Here is a 16,548-nt window from a genome sequence, read left to right as displayed (position 1 = left end):
CGGCGTTACGGAGCTCCATGGCCGCACTCACGCCATTCCGCTTCAGACGCAGCCGAGAACTGGCGCAGCAGGAGAACCACTTCCGCTCCCTGGTGGAGGGCTCCAGCGACGTGATCATGATCGCCGCGCCGAGCGGTGTCCTGAAGTACGTCTCCCCGGCCGCCGCCGGTGTGTACGGCCGCCCGGCGGAGGAGCTGGTGGGCACGGAACTGGCCAATCTGATCCACCCGGAGGACCTGGGCTGCGTCGTGCACGAGGTGCGGCGTTTCCTCGCCGCCGATCCGGACGAGGAACCCACAACGCGCATCGAGTGCCGATTCCGCTCGGGTGACGGAGGCTGGCCCCATTTCGAGTCGATCGTCAGCCGGCACCACGGCGGCCTCATCTTCAACAGCAGGGACGTGACCGAAAGGGTGCGGCTCCAGGCCCAGTTGCAGCACTACGCCGAGCACGACCCGCTCACGGACCTGCCCAACCGGGCCCTGTTCACCAAGCGCGTGCAGCACACCCTTTCGGGGCGCCGCGCCTCCGACCGGGGCGTGGCCCTGCGGAACACGGCCGTGCTGTTCATCGATCTCGACGGCTTCAAGGCCGTCAACGACACGATCGGGCACCAGGCGGGGGACGAGCTGCTCATCCAGGCCGCCCGCCGCCTCCAGGACTCCGTCCGGCAGGGCGACACCGCCTCCCGGCTGGGCGGCGACGAGTTCGCGGCCCTGATCGTCGGGGACAACACCCGCGATCTGGCCGCCCGGGAACGGCACATCCTTGAGCTCGCCGAACGCCTCAGGACGACGCTGTCCCAGCCGTACCTCGTCGACGGCACGGAGATCCGGATCAACGCTTCCGTTGGTGTCGCCTTCGCCGAGCCGGGCCTCGGCGCGGGCGAGTTGCTGCGCAACGCCGACCTGGCGATGTACCGGGCGAAGGCCGGCGGCAAGGGACGCATCGAGCTGTACAAGCCGCAGATGCAGCAGGACGTCGTACGGAAGGCGGAGCCGGCCACGCGACTGCGGGCAGCGCTGCACGACGGCGAGTTCACCCTGCTGCACCAGCCGGTGGTGTCGCTGGAGGACGGCCGGATCGCGTCGGTGTCCGCGCAGGCGCGCTGGCGCTCCTCGCAGGGGGTGCTGTTCACCCCGGCGGAGTTCCTGCGCGGGGCCGAGGACAGCGACGAGACCGGCGAGCTGGGCCGCTGGATGCTGGAGCAGGCTGTCGAGCAGGCGGCTGAACGGCATGCGACGGGACTTGCAGTGCCGGTCGTCGTCCGGATGAGCGCCCGTCGGCTGCTGGACCGGTCGATGCCGCTCGGCACCATCGAGGCGCTGCTCACCCGGCACGGGCTGCCGTCCGGGTCGCTGATCATCGAGCTGTCCGACGCCGACCCGAGGACCGGCCTGGACGAGCTGGAGCGGCGGCTGGGCGCCCTCAGGCGTGTCGGTGTCCGGATCGCCCTCGACGGGTTCGGCAGTGGCTACGGGGCGATCACGGCCCTCAGGCGGCTGCCCGTCGACTGGCTGAAGCTCGATCGCAGTCTGGTCGAGGGCGTCGTCGAGTCCCCGCGGCTACAGAAGACCACCAGTGGGCTGCTGCGCATCGCCGGCGACCTCGGGCTGAAGACCGTGGCCGAGGGGGTGGATCTGCCCGAGCAGGTCGTCGCCCTGCGCGCGATGGGCTGCACTCACGGGCAGGGCATGGCGTTCTCCGGGCCACTGGACGAGTACCGGCTGCGCAGAGCGCTGACCTCCGCATATCTCCCGGTACCGCACGGCCGGCCCGGAACAACCCACGAGGGCAGCGACGCCCGGGGCGCCGCATCCAGCGGCGACGCCTTCGCGGAACCGGGGCTTGCGGCGGCTGAGTTACTGCGCGAGTACGCGCCGCACAGCCAGGACGAGGCCGACACGGTAGCCAGGGCAGCGGGTGAGCTCGAGCACGCCCTCGCCCGGCTCTTCGCCCGCCTCGGACCGCCTCCCGAACCGACAGCACCCGTGTACGACCCAGCAGGAAGCGGTGACGGAGGCGCGCGGCAGTGAGTGTGGAAGAAAGCAGCGGCGCTCCGCCCCTCCCGCCAGACGACCTCGTCGTCTCGGTGGGTCTGGAGATCGCCATGAAGTGGGGTGCCGCCCTCGGCGGACCGGAGCAACTCAAAGTCGCGTTGGCCGCCCTGGAACCACAGCTGAAGCGGGATCACCAGATCCGGCTCAGGCATCTGGACATGCAGCGGGAGGCGGCCCTGCGCAAGGACGAGAACGCCAAGGCCGCCGCGGAGCGCGAGCTACGGCTGGCGCGCGAGAAGCGCCAGCACGCGCTCTGGATGACGGGTTTGTACGTGGGCGCCGTGATCAGCATCGCCATGCTCGGCGCCGGCATCTATGTCGCCAGGGACGTGTGGTGGCTCGCGATCATGCTGTGCGGTCCCAGCCTGATAGCGATGGGCAAGCTTTACGTGCTGCGGCGCAGCGACAGTGAGGACATGAGGGCAGTGGCCAGGAGCGCCCGGGGCACGACGAACGCCGCCGGACAGGCGCAGCCTCCGCCCATTCCGTGACAGCAGGCTGCGCCTTCGGCAACCGCCGCCCCCGTAGGGTCCCCGTTCGCATGAACCACGGGAACGAACTCGCCCGCTCAATTCGAACAGGCGTATCATTGGGTCGTGGCAACGACCTATGACTTTCCGAGTGACCTCCTCGCCGGTCAGGAGGAACTCCATCAGGTCCGGGCCGAACTGTCGGCCCTGCTGAAGCGACTCCCCTGGTCGGTCGAACCACTGGACGGCTTCAGCGACGACAACGGCTGGCGCAAGGTGGAGCGCCCCGCCTCCCCCGGCTGGACCGCCGACGAACAGGCCGAAGTGGAGAAGCTCCGGCGCCGGGAACACGAGCTCGCGGTGTTCGTCAGCACCCACCGCTACTGGTCCGAACTCACCGGCCCCGAGCGGGTGGCGGCCCGCTCGCAGCTGAAGCACGCGCACGGGGCTCCGCCGGAGGAGACCGACGGAGCCCCGTAGCAGCTGAACGTCAGCCGCTCTTGCCGAGGAGCTTGTTCATCTCGCTGATCTCGGCGTTCTGGGCGGTGACGATGTCGTCGGCCATGGCCTTGGCAGGTCCGTAACGGCCCTTGCTCTTCTCCGTGGTGGCCATCTCCACCGCACCCTCGTGGTGCTCGACCATCAGGGTCAGGAACTTCTGGTCGAAGGCCTTGCCCGAGGACTTCTCCAGTTGGGCCATGTCCTCGTCGCCCATCATCCCGGGCATCCCGGAGTGACCCGAGGCCGAGTGGTCCATGCCGCCCCCGGCCTCGGGGACGTCCTCGCCCCAGGCCTTCAGCCAGCCGGTCATGGTCCTGATCTCCGGGTCCTGTGCCTTCTCGATCCGGTCGGCGAGGTCCTTGACCGCCCCGGAGGAGGCCCGGCCGTCGGCCAGCCGCGCCATCTCCAGCGCCTGCCGGTGGTGCGGGATCATGCCCTGCGCGAAGGAGACGTCCTGGGCGTTGTGGGCACCGGCGGCGGTACCGGTCTCGTCACCGGCGGACGGGGAGGCGGAGGCGTGCGCGTCGTGGCCGCTGCCACTACCGCTGCCGCCGCTGTCACCGTCCCCGCCGCAGGCGGCGAGGACGACCGCGGCGCCGACGGTCACCGCGACGAGAACGCCCCGGCGGGTGAGGTTCCGAACACTGCTCATACGTGAACTCCAGCTTCTGCTGCTACTGCTCCTACTGCGGATTGCGGACACGGCGACGCACCGCCCCGGCGCCGGCACTGGCGCCGACACGGTGCGTACGAGGTGTCTAAATCCGCAGAAGCTGGAGTTCTGCGAGTGAGGGCGGGGCGCGTGCACCGTCCGGTTCCACCACCGCGCACGCCCGTACGACGTCCTCCGGCCCACACCGGGAAACGGGGTCGGCGACCAGCGAGGGCAGCACCGGCCCGCCCCCGACGGCACCCGAGGCACAGGTCGCATCCGCGTGCTGGACATGCCCGCCACCGCAGTGCCCGTCCTGCGCCTCGGAACCGTGCGGGCCGGACTGCCCGTGCCCGTACGCCACGGCCTGGACGTGCGTCTGCTGCGTACGCGTCTGGAGCATGTGCTCCTGCTGCGGGAGACCACCCCCGGGCGCCAGCCCGTGCATCCCCAGCAGCCCCGCCAACAGCCCCAGCACGCACACCACATGCCACCGCCGCACGGCGGGTCGCGGGGCGCGCTGAAGGGAACTGTTCACGATGCTCATCCTAGGGGGCGGCCCGTACGGACATGCGGGCCCCCGGCAGGCGTGCGGCCGTCCGCGACCCGATCGAGTGAACTCGTTCGCCCTTCTACAACTGCGCTCCGCCTCCCGAGGTCATGCACCCGCACGACACGAATGATCTCGAGGTGGAACCCATGAGCCAGCAGCACCCGCAGCAGCCGCAGCAGCCGCAGCAGCCGACCCAGCCCTACCCGCCCCAGCCGCCGAAGAAGCGCAGCGTCGGGAAGATCGCGGGCCTCGGCTGCGCGGGCATCATCGCCCTCTTCGTCATCGCCGGCGTCGCCACGAGCGGCGGAGGCGCCGACAGCGACGACATCTCGAAGAAGGACAAGGCCGTCGCCGCCGACAGCAAGCCCAAGGACGACGGGGCGAAGAAGCCCGAGCGGACCGACGAGGAATCCCAGGCCGAGCAGTTCCGGAGCTGCGTCGCCAAGAGCGGCACGGACACCGAGAAGGCCGCGGTCAAGCACGTCACCAAGGTGACCGGCACGGACAAGCGCAACGACATCCTCGACTCCGCGGACGTCTTCACCGACTTCACCGGCGGCCTGATGGGCCCCCACCAGGGCGAGGGCAAGCTCATCGCTTCCGCGTTCACGTCGTGCTACGAGTCCAGGAACGGCCTCGTGACCGTGTACGACAAGGACGGCGAGCTGCTCGCCAACGCGAACTACTGAGCCCCGCCGCCACGGCCCTGCCCACACGTGTCGGCAGGGCCACGGCTTCCGAAAGGCCTCTGACCCGCTACTTGAGTACGGTGGGCGCGGACGGTTTCGAACCGCCGACATCCTGCTTGTAAGGCAGGCGCTCTACCCCTGAGCTACGCACCCGGCTCCCGGGCCACGCGCCCAGGACGAGTCGACAGCCTACATTGCCCGGGGCGCCGTCCCGCAAACCCGTATCCGTGGGTTGCTCCGGGGGTTAACCCCACCCTTGATCCGGGAGCGGCCCGGATCCCCCGGCGGGTCCTGGATCCATACGGTCGAAGAGCGCTCGGGAGCGCTCGTCGTCCGTCCAGGGGGAGATCGTCATGGCCCGCACCTCTCGCACCACCGGCACCACCGGCACCACACGCACAGTCTCGGCCCGCGCGGTCGCCGTCGCCGGTGCCGTCGTGGTGCTCGTCGCCGGTCTCAGCGCCTGCGGCGCGTCCGCCGGGGACGACACCGACCCCGACCACCGGTCCTTCGACCTGAAGAGCCGCACACTCACCATCGACTCCGACCACTCGGCCCTCGAGATCGTCGCCGCCGACTCGAACCCGGCGGGCCGGATCGAGGTCACCCGGTGGTTCCAGGGCTCGGTCGTCGTCGGCAAGGAGCCCAAGGCCACCTGGTCCATGCGGGACGACCGGCTGGTGCTGCGGCTGAAGTGCTCCGGCTTCGTCGTCGACTGCTCGGCCAAGCACCGCATCGAGGTACCGCGGGGCGTCACCGTGAAGGTCCAGGACGGCGACGGCAGTGTGCGCGCCCACGGCTTCCGGGACCCCCTGCGCATCCGCACGGGCGACGGCTCGGTCCGCGTCACCGACACCACCGGCCCTGTGAACATCCGCACCGGCGACGGCTCCGTCCGCGTCACCGACACCACCGGCCGCCTGGAGATGCGCACCGGTGACGGATCCATCCGGGCGAACGTCTCCTCCCGTGACGTCCGCACCCACACCGGCGACGGCTCGGTCCGCCTGGAACTCGGCGCCGTACCGGATTGCGTCGAGTCCCGCAGCGGCGACGGTTCCGTGACCATCGCGCTGCCCAAGGCCACCTACCGCGTGACCACCGAGACCGGTGACGGCGGCGTGGATGTGTCCGTCCCCCGCGACGAGAGCAGCTCCCATGTGGTGTCCGCCCACACCGGCGACGGCAAAGTGACGGTCCGAACGGCGAACTAACCGGCCCGTGTGTTCGTCCTTAACCGGTGGGAGAATGACAACCGGGCAGGGTGGACCACAGCACGGGAGAGGGATGTGACGGCGACTCCAGCGCAGCCGTACTCGCCGCCGGTGCCGCGCGCACATCGCCCGAGCCGCCGCGTCCCCCGTACTCCCGGCCCGCTCCATGACGCGCTCACGCTGCTGGGACTGCCCCTGCTGGCCGCGCTGGCACTGCCCGCCGCCTTCGCGGGCGGGGGCACCCGGCGCTGGTTCGGCGGTCGTGCCGAGAGCCAGCGGGCCGAGGCCCAGGCCGCGAAGGACGCCGCCGCGGCCGCCTTCTACGAGCTCGACACCGCGCAGCGCGACCTGCGCATCTCGATCGAGACGATCACGGCCGTCGACGACTCCCCTGCCGCCCGGCGCGCCGTCGCCGACTTCGACGCGCTCGGCCGGCGCATCGACGAGGCCAGCCACCAGTACATCAACGCCGTCGACGCCCACGACCTCGACCGCGACGACCTGGAGGCCTCGGCCGCCTCCCGCGCCCGCACCGAGCTGACCGCCGCCAAGGAGGAACTCGGCCGGGTCAAGCAGGAGCTGGACCGGTTCACCGACGGCCTCGGCCCGCTGCTCGGCAAGGCCGAGACCCAGCTGGCCCGCCTCGCCCCCGCGGTCGAACGCGCCCGTCAGGCCCTGCTCGCCGCCTCCAACGCCCTCGACTCCGTACGGGCGACAGGCCTGAAGGCCGACGACCTCGCCGCCCGTCTCGCCGCCCTGTCTCCCGAGCTCACCAAGCTGAACCAGGGCGCCGGTCAGCACGGCGTACCGCAGACCCTGGAGCGGGCCGAGCGGGTCACCCGCGGGGCCGAAGCGGTCCGCGTGGAGGCCGAGCGGCTGCCGGAGCGCGCCGCCGAGATCGATCACCGGCTCGTCTCCCTGCGCACCCGCGCCCAGGCCCTCACCACCCGCTCCGAACAGGTCGACCCGATCCTGAGCGAACTGCGCCGCCGCTTCACCGTGGCCTGCTGGCAGGACCTGCAGCGCGTCCCCGACGTCGCCGCCGAGAACGTGCGCCAGGCCGAGACGAAACTGGCCGAGGCCCAAGCCGCCCGCGACGAACAGCGCTGGGCCGATGCCACGGCCCTGCTGTCGACCGTACGAGCCCTGCTGAACACCACCGACGAAGCCGTCTCGGCCGCCGGCGACCGCCTGCACCGCCTGAACACCGTGCAGAAGGACCCCCAGCAGGAGATCGAGCGCACCCGCTTCGCCATCCGCGACGCCCAGCGCCTCGCCATGGCCGGCCGCAACACCCCCGACCCGCGCCACGCCCGCCCGTTGGACGAGGCGGTGTCCCGCCTGGAACGCGCCATCGCCGGCCTCGACGGCCGCCACCCCGACTACTGGCACTTCCTCACGGAAACGGAAGCGGTACGCCGGGCCGTATCCGGCGTGGTCTCCCGGATCCGAGACGAACGCGGAGCCGCCGGCCATTGACCGTGCCGGTTAACCTGTGCGCATGCCTCGCTACGAGTACCGCTGCCGGACCTGCGGCGACACCTTCGAACTCAGCCGTCCCATGGCGGAGTCCGCCGCTCCCGCGGCATGCCCCTCGGGTCACGACGACACGGTGAAGCTCCTCTCCACGGTCGCGGTCGGTGGCTCTGCCTCCGCCCCGGCTTCGGCGCCGCGCGCCGGCGGCGGCGGTGGGGGCGGCTGCTGCGGTGGCGGCTGCTGCGGCTGACGCCTCCCTCAGGTTTCCTCAGGAGTCCTTCAGCTTCGGTTTCCTAGCGTGGTGGCATGACAGCCATCGCCGCGGACGCCGGGCCGCAGTGGGTCAACGACCTCATGGACGCGCTGGGCGCGCCGGGTGCCGGTCTCGCCATCGCCTTGGAGAACCTGTTCCCGCCGCTGCCCAGCGAGGTGATCCTGCCGCTCGCCGGGTTCGCCGCGAGCAGCGGGCGGATGAGCCTGCTCGCGGTGCTGCTGTGGACGACGGCCGGCTCGGTGATGGGCGCGCTCGCGCTGTACGGCATCGGTGCGCTGCTCGGCCGTGACCGGACGGTGGCGGTGGCGGCCCGGCTGCCGTTGGTGAAGGTCTCCGACATCGAGAAGACGGAGGCGTGGTTCCAGCGGCACGGCACCAAGGCGGTGTTCTTCGGCCGGATGATCCCCATCTTCCGCAGCCTGATCTCCGTGCCGGCGGGTGTGGAGCGCATGCGCCTGCCGGTGTTCCTGGGGCTGACCACCCTGGGCAGCGCGATCTGGAACACGGCGTTCGTGCTCGCCGGCTACACCCTGGGCGCGAACTGGCACGAGGTCACGGACATCGTTTCCGCCTACTCCAAGGTGGTCCTCGCCGTGGCGGCGCTCGCGGTGCTGGTGTTCGTCGTCCTGCGCCTGCTGCGACCGGGAGCGGGCCGCCGCCGGCTGGGCGGCCGGCCCCAGAGCGTCACCGAGGAGATCGAACCGTCCGCAGGAGCTCCCGCAGGATCCGCTCCCCCGCAAGGGCGCCCCGTTCGGGGAGCGCCCTGATCGCGGGAGCCGTCCAGCCGGTGTCGGCCAGCTCCCCGTGGCCCGGGCGCCAGCCCTGGTCGGCCGCGAGGAGCAGGTCGGCGTCGAGCAGGGAGTCGCCGGCGGCCAGGGTGAGATCGGCGCCGGTCCGACGGGCGATCTCGCGCATCGCCGCGCTCTTGGTGAGCGGCTTGGGCACGGCGTAGATCTTGCGCCCCTGGAGGGACACGGTCCAGCCGCGGTTCTCCGCCCAGACCGCGAGTTCCTTCACCCAGTCCTCGTTCAGCAGTTCACGCTCGACGACGAGGTAGGCGAAGAGGTCGTCGGCGACGCGGTGCTTGCGCACCCAGACCGGGTCGGCCGCCCTGAGCAGGTGTTCCTGCACCTCGGCCAGGGGCGCGCACTGGTCGGCCAGCCGCGCGGTCACCTGTGCGTGCCAGTCGGGGTCGGACACTCCGTCCACCAGGATGTGGCCGCCGTTCGCGCAGATCGCGTAGGTGGGCGCGGGGCCCGGCAGGTTGATGCGCAGGTACTGCTTGCGCGTGCGGGTCGTCGTCGGCACGAACACGGCCGCGTCGCCCAGGTCGGTGAGGAGCTGGGCCGCCGTCTCCGTCATGTACGACAGCGGTTTGCTCTCGTGCACCTCCACACACAGCAGCCGGGGCGCCCGTGCGTCCGGCATGGTCAGCGCCAGGGCCGCAGCGGAGTAGATCAGGGTGCGATCGAGGTCGCTCGCGACGAGTGCGGGCATCAGACCGTCACCGCCTTGCCGTCGGCGCCGGTCGCGCCCCTGGTGTACCTGGGGTGGATCAGGCCGACGCAGGTGTAGGGCAGTTCGGCCACCTCCTCGACGGGTACGCCGCGTTGCTCGGCCAGCAGACGTACGTGGTCGAGGTCACTGCCCGCCCCGGCGCGCGCCAGGACCTTCCAGGGCACGCGGCGCAGCATCACCCGGGTGGTCTCGCCGACGCCGGGCTTGACGAGGTTCACGTCGTGGATGCCGTACTCCTCGCTGATGCGCTCGACGGCGGCCCAGCCCTCCCAGGTGGGCGAGCGGTCGGCGGCGAGCAGCTCCTTGGCCTGGGCGCAGGCCGCGTCCGTGACCTCGGGGAAGCGGGCGGACACGGCGTCCAGGAAGGTCACCGAGACGTCGGTGCCGGCGAGTTCGCGGTAGAACTTGGCGCCGTGGAAGTCGTGCGGGCCGACCAGGTCCGCGCGCAGCACGGTCCGCGAGATCAGGCCGGACACGGTCGAGTTGAGGCAGGCGGAGGGGATGAGGAAGTCCTCGCGGGTGCCGTAGGTCCGTACGCAGGAGCCGGGGTCGGCGAGGACCGCGATCTCGGGGCTGAAGCCGGTGATGCCGTCGGACTTCTCGAACTCCTCCAGGGCCTGGGCGAGTTCGCGGGTGATGGCGCCCTTGCCGGTCCAGCCGTCGACGAAGACGACGTCCCGGGGGTCGTGGTGCTCGGCGAGCCAGCGCAGCGCGTTGGCGTCGATGCCGCGGCCGCGGACGATCGACACGGCGTAGTGCGGCAGGTCGAGGCCGTGCCGGTGCTGGGCCCAGCGGCGCATCAGGATGCCGACGGGTGTCCCCGCACGGGCCAGGGAGACCAGGACCGGGCGGGGCGACCGCTCGGCCAGGACCGTCTCGGTGACCACGCCGACCGCCTGGGCGATGCGGGCCGCCGAGTCCTCCAGTGCGGCGTGGAACAACTTCTGGTACTGCTCGCTCGGCTGGTACTCCACGGGCAGCGACTCGGCGTAGTGCGCGCCGCCGCGCTGGATCGCCTCCTCGCGCTCCTCGGTCGGCGCCTCCAGCGTCACGTCCGAGAGGTCCTGGAGCAGCCAGCCGACCTCCTCGGGCGCGTACGAGGAGAAGGCGGGGCCGCGGAGGGGCTCGGGCAGCATGGAGGGCCTTTCAGAGGCATACGGGATCTCGCGGACGGGCGGGGTCCCGGGGGTGTACGACGGCACGACGGCGAGGAGGACCCGCGGCGTGTGCGCGGCGAGCTGGGCCAGCAGGCCGCCGGGCGCGTGCAGCGCGGGCGTGTCCGCGACCGAGTCGACGACGGCGACCACGGCGTCGAAGCCGGCACCCGCGACGTTGTAGGCGTACCGCTCGCCCGGGCCGTCGGCGGGGTCGTCGTGGGCGGGGAAGACCAGGCGGGTGCGTATCGCGTAGCCGGGGTCGTCGACGGCGAGGACGGGCGAACGGGTGGTGGTGGAGTAGCGGACCTCGACATCGGTGGTCCGCTCCAGCTCGCGGGCGAGCCTGAGCGGGGCGTACATCAGCTCCTCGAAGCCGAGGATGTGTACGCGGCGGGCGTTGGCGGGCAGTGCCTCCGCCAGGCGGCGGGCCATCGCGGGGAGGGCGTCCTCCAGGAGCTCCCGGTGCGCGGGGGTGAACCCGTGCCGTCCGCCGTCCGGCAGGTCGCGGGGCCAGTGCAGGTCCACGCGGCCGACGGTGGGGTCGGTGCCGTCGTCGTCCGGGTGCGGGCCGGTGGGGGTTGCTCGCGCAGTTCCCCGCGCCCCCAGGGGGGCCTCGTACCGCGCCACCAGCTCCTGCCCCTTCTCCAGCACCCCCTCGGGCAGCCGCACCGCCCCCGAGGCCGCCGCGACCAGGTCCACCCGCGCGCCGATCTCCCGCGCAAACTCCTCCAGCCGCCCCGCATCCGTCACCGACCGCATGTCCACCAGCGCCACCACGACGTACCGCCGCCGCGGATACCGCTCATGAAGATCCCGGACGGTGTTCAGCACCGTGTTCCCCGTGGAGAACTCGTCGTCGACCAGGACCAGCGGTCCGTCGCCGGTGAGCAGCGCGGGGTCCTCCGGCAGCAGCAGGTGGGAGGTCGCGTGCGAGTGGGACTCCTCGAAGCCGCCGGCCGGGGCGAGACCGGCGACGGGGCGGCGGGTGGAGTGCAGGTAGGGGGCGGAACCCAGACCGTCGGCGACGGAGTGGCCGAGGCCGGTGGCGGTCTCCGCGTAGCCGAGGACGACCGCGCGGCGCGCCTCGTCGGGGCCCAGCAGTTCACGCACGCGGCGGCCCAGCTCGAAGCCGTGACCGTAGACCACGGACGGCGACTGCGGGACGTGCTTGCCGAGCACGTTCGACACCAGCAGGTGTGCCCGCTTGGGGTTGCGGCGCAGGGCCAGTCCCAGCAGGCCGGTCAGCCGGTCGTCGCCGATGAGCTCGACGCCGAGCCGCTCGGCGACCCAGCTGCCCGACCAGACGCCGTCGGCACCGCCGGCCGTCCCGGCCCGCACCGCGTCGCCGTCGCCGTCCCCGTCGCGCACCTGCTGGTGCACCCCCTCGTTCACTGCCTTCTCCATGAATTCCCTGCGTCGAAGTCGCCGGTCTCACCGGCGAGCCTGCGTTCCTCGGGTGCCGTGCGTTCAGTCGCGCAAGCCGGCCGCGAGCAGCTCCACGAAGCCGATGTCCTCGTTCGCCACGCCGAAAACCTCGGCACGCAGCAGGGTCCGCTCGGCCCAGGCCCGATGCGGCTTCACCTCGTTCATCTTGTTCGTGTACGCCGACCTCAGCACACCCCCGCCGCCGCGCTCGGGGCGCAGGATGTCCTGGGCGTCCGAGAACTCCTCGTGGCTGACGACCGACAGGGCGTGCACGGGCAGCACGTGCGAGGGGTGGATGCAGGTCTTGCCCAGCAGTCCGTTGGCGTGGTCCAGGGAGATCTCCCTGAGCAGGCCGTCCATGGCGTGCTCAATCAGCTTCTCGCGCAGCTCCGCGGCCTGCACCTCCAGGAAGGGGCTCTGCCGCAGCTGCGGCTTGAACATGCGCTCCTGGACCCGGAAGTACTCCCACACCGGCCCGGTCACGGTGAAGCCGGTCCCGTCGACGCGACCCAGCATGTTCACCACGTCGGCGATCACGGAGGCGACGATCTGCACGTCGTAGGCCGTCATGTCGGGGCCTCTGCGCAGCCCGTAGGAGGAGCAGAAGTCCGTCACGCCGAGGCGCAGGGCGAGTACGCGGTCGCGGTACTTGTCGACCGCCCGGGAGATGCCCTCCAGGGTCGCCACGCGCGACTCGCGGTAGAGCAGCTCCGGCGACTCCAGCACCGGCATGGCGAAAAGACGCTGTCCGCCGTCGGCCTCGGCGGTCGCCAGTGCCTCGAGGAAGGGGATGCCGCGTTCCTCGGTGAACTTCGGCAGTACGAATCCGGACAGCAGCCGGACGGCGGGCCCGAGGCGTCGTACCAGGTCGGGGATCTGCTCGGGGACGCGGACCCGGATGAAGAGCAGCGGCAGGTCCGCGTCCGGGCGGTCGGCGAGGGCCGTGAGCTGACGGACGAGGTTCTCCTCGCCCGGGCCGACCTCCGCGTCGTCGATCGAGTCCTCCAGGCACAGGACCATGGAGACCACGCCACGACCGGCCTGCTTGAGGATGTCGTCGGCGAGGCGGGTCCGGGTGGCCGGGCTGTAGAGCGTGGCGCCGAGGGCGGCCGAGAGCAGCCGGGCCGGCGAATCCGCGGTGAAGGTGCACGGCTCGCGGTGGAAGAGCCGCTTCCGCACCTCAGGGGCGACGTGCCCGAAATGACGCATGGAACTCCCCCGTGGTGGTTGTGCGACCTGCGAATCGTCGAAAGCTGGCCGGTAATAGTACGTAGAAGTCCATGGCAGAGGTTCCCGTCAGGCATGAATTTCAGGTAACGCGGGCAAGCACAGCCGGGCCCTGCCATGACGACGGTAGTCCGCGAGAGCCGTCGGCGCCGCTCGTGGCACCCCGGGCCCCGCGTTGTCGTGAGCAGGACCGAGAAGGCAGGATGACCGCATGACGCACGCGATGCTGAAGGGGTCGAACGTCCCGCTGGAAGCCACCACGGTGCGCGCCGTGCTGCGCTGGACACCCGGGCAGGGGGTTCCGGACGTCGACGCCTCCGCGCTGCTCCTCGGCCCCGACGGACATGTGCGCTCCGACGAGGACTTCGTCTTCTACAACCAGCCCCGGCACCCTTCCGGGAAGGTGTGGCGGCTCGGCAAGAAGCGGGTCGCCGAGGGCCTGACCGACACGATCCAGACGGATCTCGCCGGTGTCGAGTCGGGAGTCAGCCGGATTCTGCTGGTCGCTTCGGCGGACGGCGTCACGTTCGACCGCGTACGGGCACTGCGCATTCTGCTGTACGACGCGGCGGCCACGGGCGCGGAGGCTCTGGCGTACTTCGACGTCAAGCCGGAGACGGGCCAGGAGACCGCGCTGATCTGCGGCGAGCTGTACCGGCGTGGTGAGGGCTGGAAGTTCCGGGCGCTGGGCGAGGGCTATTCGAACGGGCTTCAGGGGCTCGCGACCGACTACGGCATCTCGGTGGACGAGTCGGAGGCGATGGAGGAGACGGCCGGGCAGCCGGCCACGGTCGGCCCGGCCCGGTCCACGACCTCCGACCCCGCGCAGCCGACGACCGCCGACCCGGCACAGCCCGCGACCTCCGCTCCCACCCAGCAGGCCCCGGCCGCGGCCCGGCCCTCCCCCGAGGTGTCCCGGCCGCTGCCGCCGGAGCAGCCGACCGCGGTGCCCGCACAGCCCGCGTACGGCTATCCGCCCCAGCAGCCCCCGGCCACCCAGCCGGCGTACGGCTACCCGCAGCCCACCAGCCAGCCCGCGTACGGCTACCCCCAGGCACCGGCGACGGCGGGCGTCACGGGCGCGCAGTCCGGCTACGGCTACCCCGAGCCGGTCGCGGTCGCGGCCCTCGACCCGGACTTCCGCCTGCCCCCGCAGGGCCCGCAGTTCATCGGACGCTAGCGGGACCCAGGGCCGACACCCGCGGGGCCGGGCCTCGGCCCGGCCCTCAGCGCTCGACCTTCGTCTTGTAGCCCCGGCCCCACTGGAGCCCCCACCCGTACAGCCGGTCCAGCTCGGCCTGGAACCCGTAGACGAACTTCACCTCGCGGCGCACGATGATCTCGTCCTTGACCTTTTCGATCATGACGACGGCACAGGAGCGGGCCTGCGGCTGGCGTTCGTCGAGGTGGATCTCGATGCGGGGGCCGTTGCTCGGGTAGAGCGTGACGATGGCGTGGGCGCGGTCGAACGCGGGTGTCTGGTCGTAGATGTAGACGAAGACCAGGAGCCGCTTGATGCTGTCGCGGTGGTCGAGGTTGATGTACATCGTCTCGCCGGACGCGGAGCCGAAGCGGTCGTCGCCGCTGAGTTTGACGTACGGCGGGGCGTTGACGTCACCGAAGTAGCCGCCGAGGGGCTGGACGACGCCCTTGCTGCCGTCCTGGAGTTCGTACAGACAGCCCAGGTCGAGGTCGACGTTGACCACGCTCTGGCTGTGGCCGATGACCTCCGGCGGCTTGAGGGCCCTGAAGGGGTGCCGCAGCAAGCTCTCGCGCTGCGGGCCGCCGATGTCGGACGTGCGCATCCGCCAGCTGAGATTGACCCGGAGATGGCCGGTGGCCGCGTCCTGTTTGGTGAGTGATATCTGCGCGCGCCGCTTGGTCAGTTCGATCGCGTTGGTTGCCGCGTGCCCCGAGTCGAACTGCACGTCGCGCCCACGCCGAAGTCCGTCGAACAGGCCCATTCCGCCCCCACGTTCCCTTGGTGACCGCGGGTCCTCGCCGTACCCACGGCCCTTGACGACCGACGGGGCGGCCGCCGAGGAGTCGCCTCGGTGGCCGCCCCGCACAGAGCGTTCCTCACCCGGAGGGGTGTCACACCCCGGACGAGACCTCAGTCTTCTCGTCCGAGCCGGCTTTTCCCTCGGCGGCCGCCAGGGCGCGGTTGCGGCGCACGGAGGACCAGAAGGAGGCGCCGATCAGGACGACGCCGATGGAGCCGGTGATGAACTCGTTGATCTCGTACTGGATGGTGACGAGGAGGACCATGGCGAGGGCGCCGATGGCGTAGTGGGCGCCGTGCTCCAGGTAGACGTAGTCGTCGAGGGTGCCCTCGCGGACCAGGTAGACGGTCAGCGACCGGACGTACATGGCGCCGATGCCGAGGCCGAGGGCCATCAGGACGATGTCGTTGGTGATGGCGAAGGCGCCGATCACGCCGTCGAAGGAGAAGGACGCGTCCAGGACCTCGAGGTAGAGGAACATGAAGAAGGCGGCCTTGCCGGCCAGCTGGACCGCGGAGCGGGGCTTGCCGCTGCGCTCGGCCTCTTCCTCCGCCTCGTGCTCGCGTTCCTCCTCCTCTTCGAGCTTGTCCTCGAAGTAGCCGGAGAGACCACCGACGATCATGTACGTGATCAGACCCGCGATGCCGGAGAGCAGGACGGTCTCCGCCTTGTCGACGTGCGCGCCGCCGTGCTGGTGGGCGTTGGCCGCGAAGGTCATCGCCGAGATCAGCAGGACGATCAGCGCGATGCAGACCGACAGCATGTCGACCTTGCCGAGCTTGGCCAGCGGGCGCTCCAGCCAGGCGAGCCACTTGATGTCCCGGTCCTCGAAGATGTAGTCCAGGAAGATCATCAGCAGGAACATGCCACCGAACGCGGCGATCGCCGGGTGGGCGTCCGTCACCAGCTGCTGGTACTGCTCCTTGTCGTTCAGAGCGAGGTTGACGGCCTCGATCGGGCCCATCTTGGCGCTGATCGCGACGATCACGACGGGGAAGACCAGACGCATACCGAAGACGGCGATCAGAATGCCGATCGTGAGGAAGATCTTCTGCCAGAAGGCATTCATCTTCTTCAGGATCCCGGCGTTGACCACCGCGTTGTCGAAGGACAGCGAGATCTCGAGGACGGAGAGGATCGCGACGATGCCGAGCGCGGTCCACCCGCCGAACAGGACCGCCGCGACCAGGCCGAGCGCGGTGACCGCGAACGACCACCCGAAGGTTTTCAGAACCACTGGCTACCCAATCGTGTGTGTACGGGGCTCCCCCGCGCCGTACCCGGCTTTACGAACTTTTGAAGCCGAAGTCTAGTCGTCCCCCCTTCGCA

The 16,548-nt window shown here is 71.0% G+C and carries 15 protein-coding genes, 1 tRNA gene and 1 pseudogene; 9 read left to right on the top strand and 8 right to left on the bottom strand.

Annotated features, from left to right (window positions below; translation table 11 throughout):
* Positions 1-50: 50 nt before the first annotated feature.
* The 3 genes and pseudogenes from SCNRRL3882_RS28525 to SCNRRL3882_RS28515 all read left to right on the top strand — a co-directional run.
* Positions 51-2,036: pseudogene (locus SCNRRL3882_RS28525) on the top strand (putative bifunctional diguanylate cyclase/phosphodiesterase); the annotation flags it as partial.
* Entirely contained in the window at positions 2,033-2,551 is a 519-nt protein-coding gene (locus SCNRRL3882_RS28520; RefSeq protein ID WP_010048490.1) for a hypothetical protein, read from the top strand. The pseudogene SCNRRL3882_RS28525 and the gene SCNRRL3882_RS28520, both read left to right, overlap by 4 nt.
* A gap of 105 nt (positions 2,552-2,656) precedes the next feature.
* The gene (locus tag SCNRRL3882_RS28515; RefSeq protein ID WP_010048491.1) at positions 2,657-3,010 is read left to right on the top strand and encodes a hypothetical protein; all 354 of its coding nucleotides are present in this window, start codon (positions 2,657-2,659) and stop codon (positions 3,008-3,010) included.
* Positions 3,011-3,020: 10 nt separating this feature from the next.
* Here the strand turns inward: SCNRRL3882_RS28515 and SCNRRL3882_RS28510 are convergent, their stop codons facing one another.
* A complete protein-coding gene (locus SCNRRL3882_RS28510; protein WP_010048492.1) occupies positions 3,021-3,683 on the bottom strand; it encodes a DUF305 domain-containing protein in 663 nt (220 codons plus the stop codon).
* Positions 3,684-3,789: 106 nt separating this feature from the next.
* On the bottom strand, positions 3,790-4,230 hold the full coding sequence (locus SCNRRL3882_RS28505; protein WP_078603002.1) for a DUF6153 family protein: 441 nt from the start codon (positions 4,228-4,230) through the stop codon (positions 3,790-3,792).
* Between the two features lie 152 nt (positions 4,231-4,382).
* Here SCNRRL3882_RS28505 and SCNRRL3882_RS28500 point away from each other — a divergent pair, with 152 nt between their 5' ends.
* On the top strand, positions 4,383-4,925 hold the full coding sequence (locus SCNRRL3882_RS28500) for a hypothetical protein (protein WP_040904418.1): 543 nt from the start codon (positions 4,383-4,385) through the stop codon (positions 4,923-4,925).
* A gap of 81 nt (positions 4,926-5,006) precedes the next feature.
* Here the strand turns inward: SCNRRL3882_RS28500 and SCNRRL3882_RS28495 are convergent.
* Positions 5,007-5,078 (bottom strand) — tRNA-Val (locus tag SCNRRL3882_RS28495).
* 200 nt (positions 5,079-5,278) lie between these two features.
* On the opposite strand from SCNRRL3882_RS28495, the gene SCNRRL3882_RS28490 reads away from it, so the two are divergent.
* The 4 genes from SCNRRL3882_RS28490 (at position 5,279) to SCNRRL3882_RS28475 (ending at position 8,656) form a co-directional block, all read left to right on the top strand.
* Positions 5,279-6,139, top strand: a complete 861-nt coding sequence (locus SCNRRL3882_RS28490) for a DUF4097 family beta strand repeat-containing protein (RefSeq protein ID WP_010048496.1) — start codon at positions 5,279-5,281, stop codon at positions 6,137-6,139.
* A 75-nt stretch (positions 6,140-6,214) separates the two neighbouring features.
* Positions 6,215-7,618 carry a hypothetical protein gene (locus SCNRRL3882_RS28485; RefSeq protein WP_010048497.1) on the top strand — a complete coding sequence of 468 codons (1,404 nt, stop codon included), beginning with the start codon at positions 6,215-6,217 and terminating at the stop codon, positions 7,616-7,618.
* A 22-nt stretch (positions 7,619-7,640) separates the two neighbouring features.
* Positions 7,641-7,865 carry an FmdB family zinc ribbon protein gene (locus SCNRRL3882_RS28480; RefSeq protein WP_010048498.1) on the top strand — a complete coding sequence of 75 codons (225 nt, stop codon included), beginning with the start codon at positions 7,641-7,643 and terminating at the stop codon, positions 7,863-7,865.
* Between the two features lie 56 nt (positions 7,866-7,921).
* Entirely contained in the window at positions 7,922-8,656 is a 735-nt protein-coding gene (locus SCNRRL3882_RS28475) for a DedA family protein (protein WP_010048499.1), read from the top strand.
* Here the strand turns inward: SCNRRL3882_RS28475 and SCNRRL3882_RS28470 are convergent.
* The 3 genes from SCNRRL3882_RS28470 to SCNRRL3882_RS28460 all read right to left on the bottom strand — a co-directional run bounded on the left by SCNRRL3882_RS28470 (position 8,574) and on the right by SCNRRL3882_RS28460 (position 13,198).
* A complete protein-coding gene (locus tag SCNRRL3882_RS28470; protein WP_010048501.1) occupies positions 8,574-9,386 on the bottom strand; it encodes a hypothetical protein in 813 nt (270 codons plus the stop codon). The genes SCNRRL3882_RS28475 and SCNRRL3882_RS28470 overlap by 83 nt on opposite strands.
* The gene (locus tag SCNRRL3882_RS28465; RefSeq protein ID WP_010048502.1) at positions 9,386-11,968 is read right to left on the bottom strand and encodes a phosphoribosyltransferase; all 2,583 of its coding nucleotides are present in this window, start codon (positions 11,966-11,968) and stop codon (positions 9,386-9,388) included. The genes SCNRRL3882_RS28470 and SCNRRL3882_RS28465 overlap by 1 nt, the downstream gene beginning before the upstream one ends.
* 63 nt (positions 11,969-12,031) lie before the next feature.
* Positions 12,032-13,198 (bottom strand): HpcH/HpaI aldolase/citrate lyase family protein, encoded by a 1,167-nt coding sequence (locus SCNRRL3882_RS28460; RefSeq protein WP_010048503.1) that lies wholly within the window; start codon positions 13,196-13,198, stop codon positions 12,032-12,034.
* Positions 13,199-13,427: 229 nt separating this feature from the next.
* On the opposite strand from SCNRRL3882_RS28460, the gene SCNRRL3882_RS28455 reads away from it, so the two are divergent.
* A complete protein-coding gene (locus SCNRRL3882_RS28455; RefSeq protein ID WP_010048504.1) occupies positions 13,428-14,396 on the top strand; it encodes a TerD family protein in 969 nt (322 codons plus the stop codon).
* Positions 14,397-14,442: 46 nt separating this feature from the next.
* On the opposite strand, the gene SCNRRL3882_RS28450 is transcribed toward SCNRRL3882_RS28455, so the two are convergent.
* Both SCNRRL3882_RS28450 and SCNRRL3882_RS28445 read right to left on the bottom strand, forming a co-directional pair.
* Positions 14,443-15,180, bottom strand: coding sequence for a TerD family protein (locus tag SCNRRL3882_RS28450; RefSeq protein WP_010048505.1), 738 nt, complete (start codon positions 15,178-15,180; stop codon positions 14,443-14,445).
* A gap of 130 nt (positions 15,181-15,310) precedes the next feature.
* Positions 15,311-16,456, bottom strand: a complete 1,146-nt coding sequence (locus tag SCNRRL3882_RS28445) for a DUF475 domain-containing protein (protein WP_010048506.1) — start codon at positions 16,454-16,456, stop codon at positions 15,311-15,313.
* Between the last annotated feature and the right edge of the window lie 92 nt (positions 16,457-16,548).

This window comes from Streptomyces chartreusis NRRL 3882, assembly GCF_900236475.1.
In the GTDB taxonomy this organism is placed as follows: domain Bacteria; phylum Actinomycetota; class Actinomycetes; order Streptomycetales; family Streptomycetaceae; genus Streptomyces; species Streptomyces chartreusis_D.
Note: the sequence above shows the minus strand (reverse complement) of the source record. Positions and strands in the feature narration are given on the sequence as shown.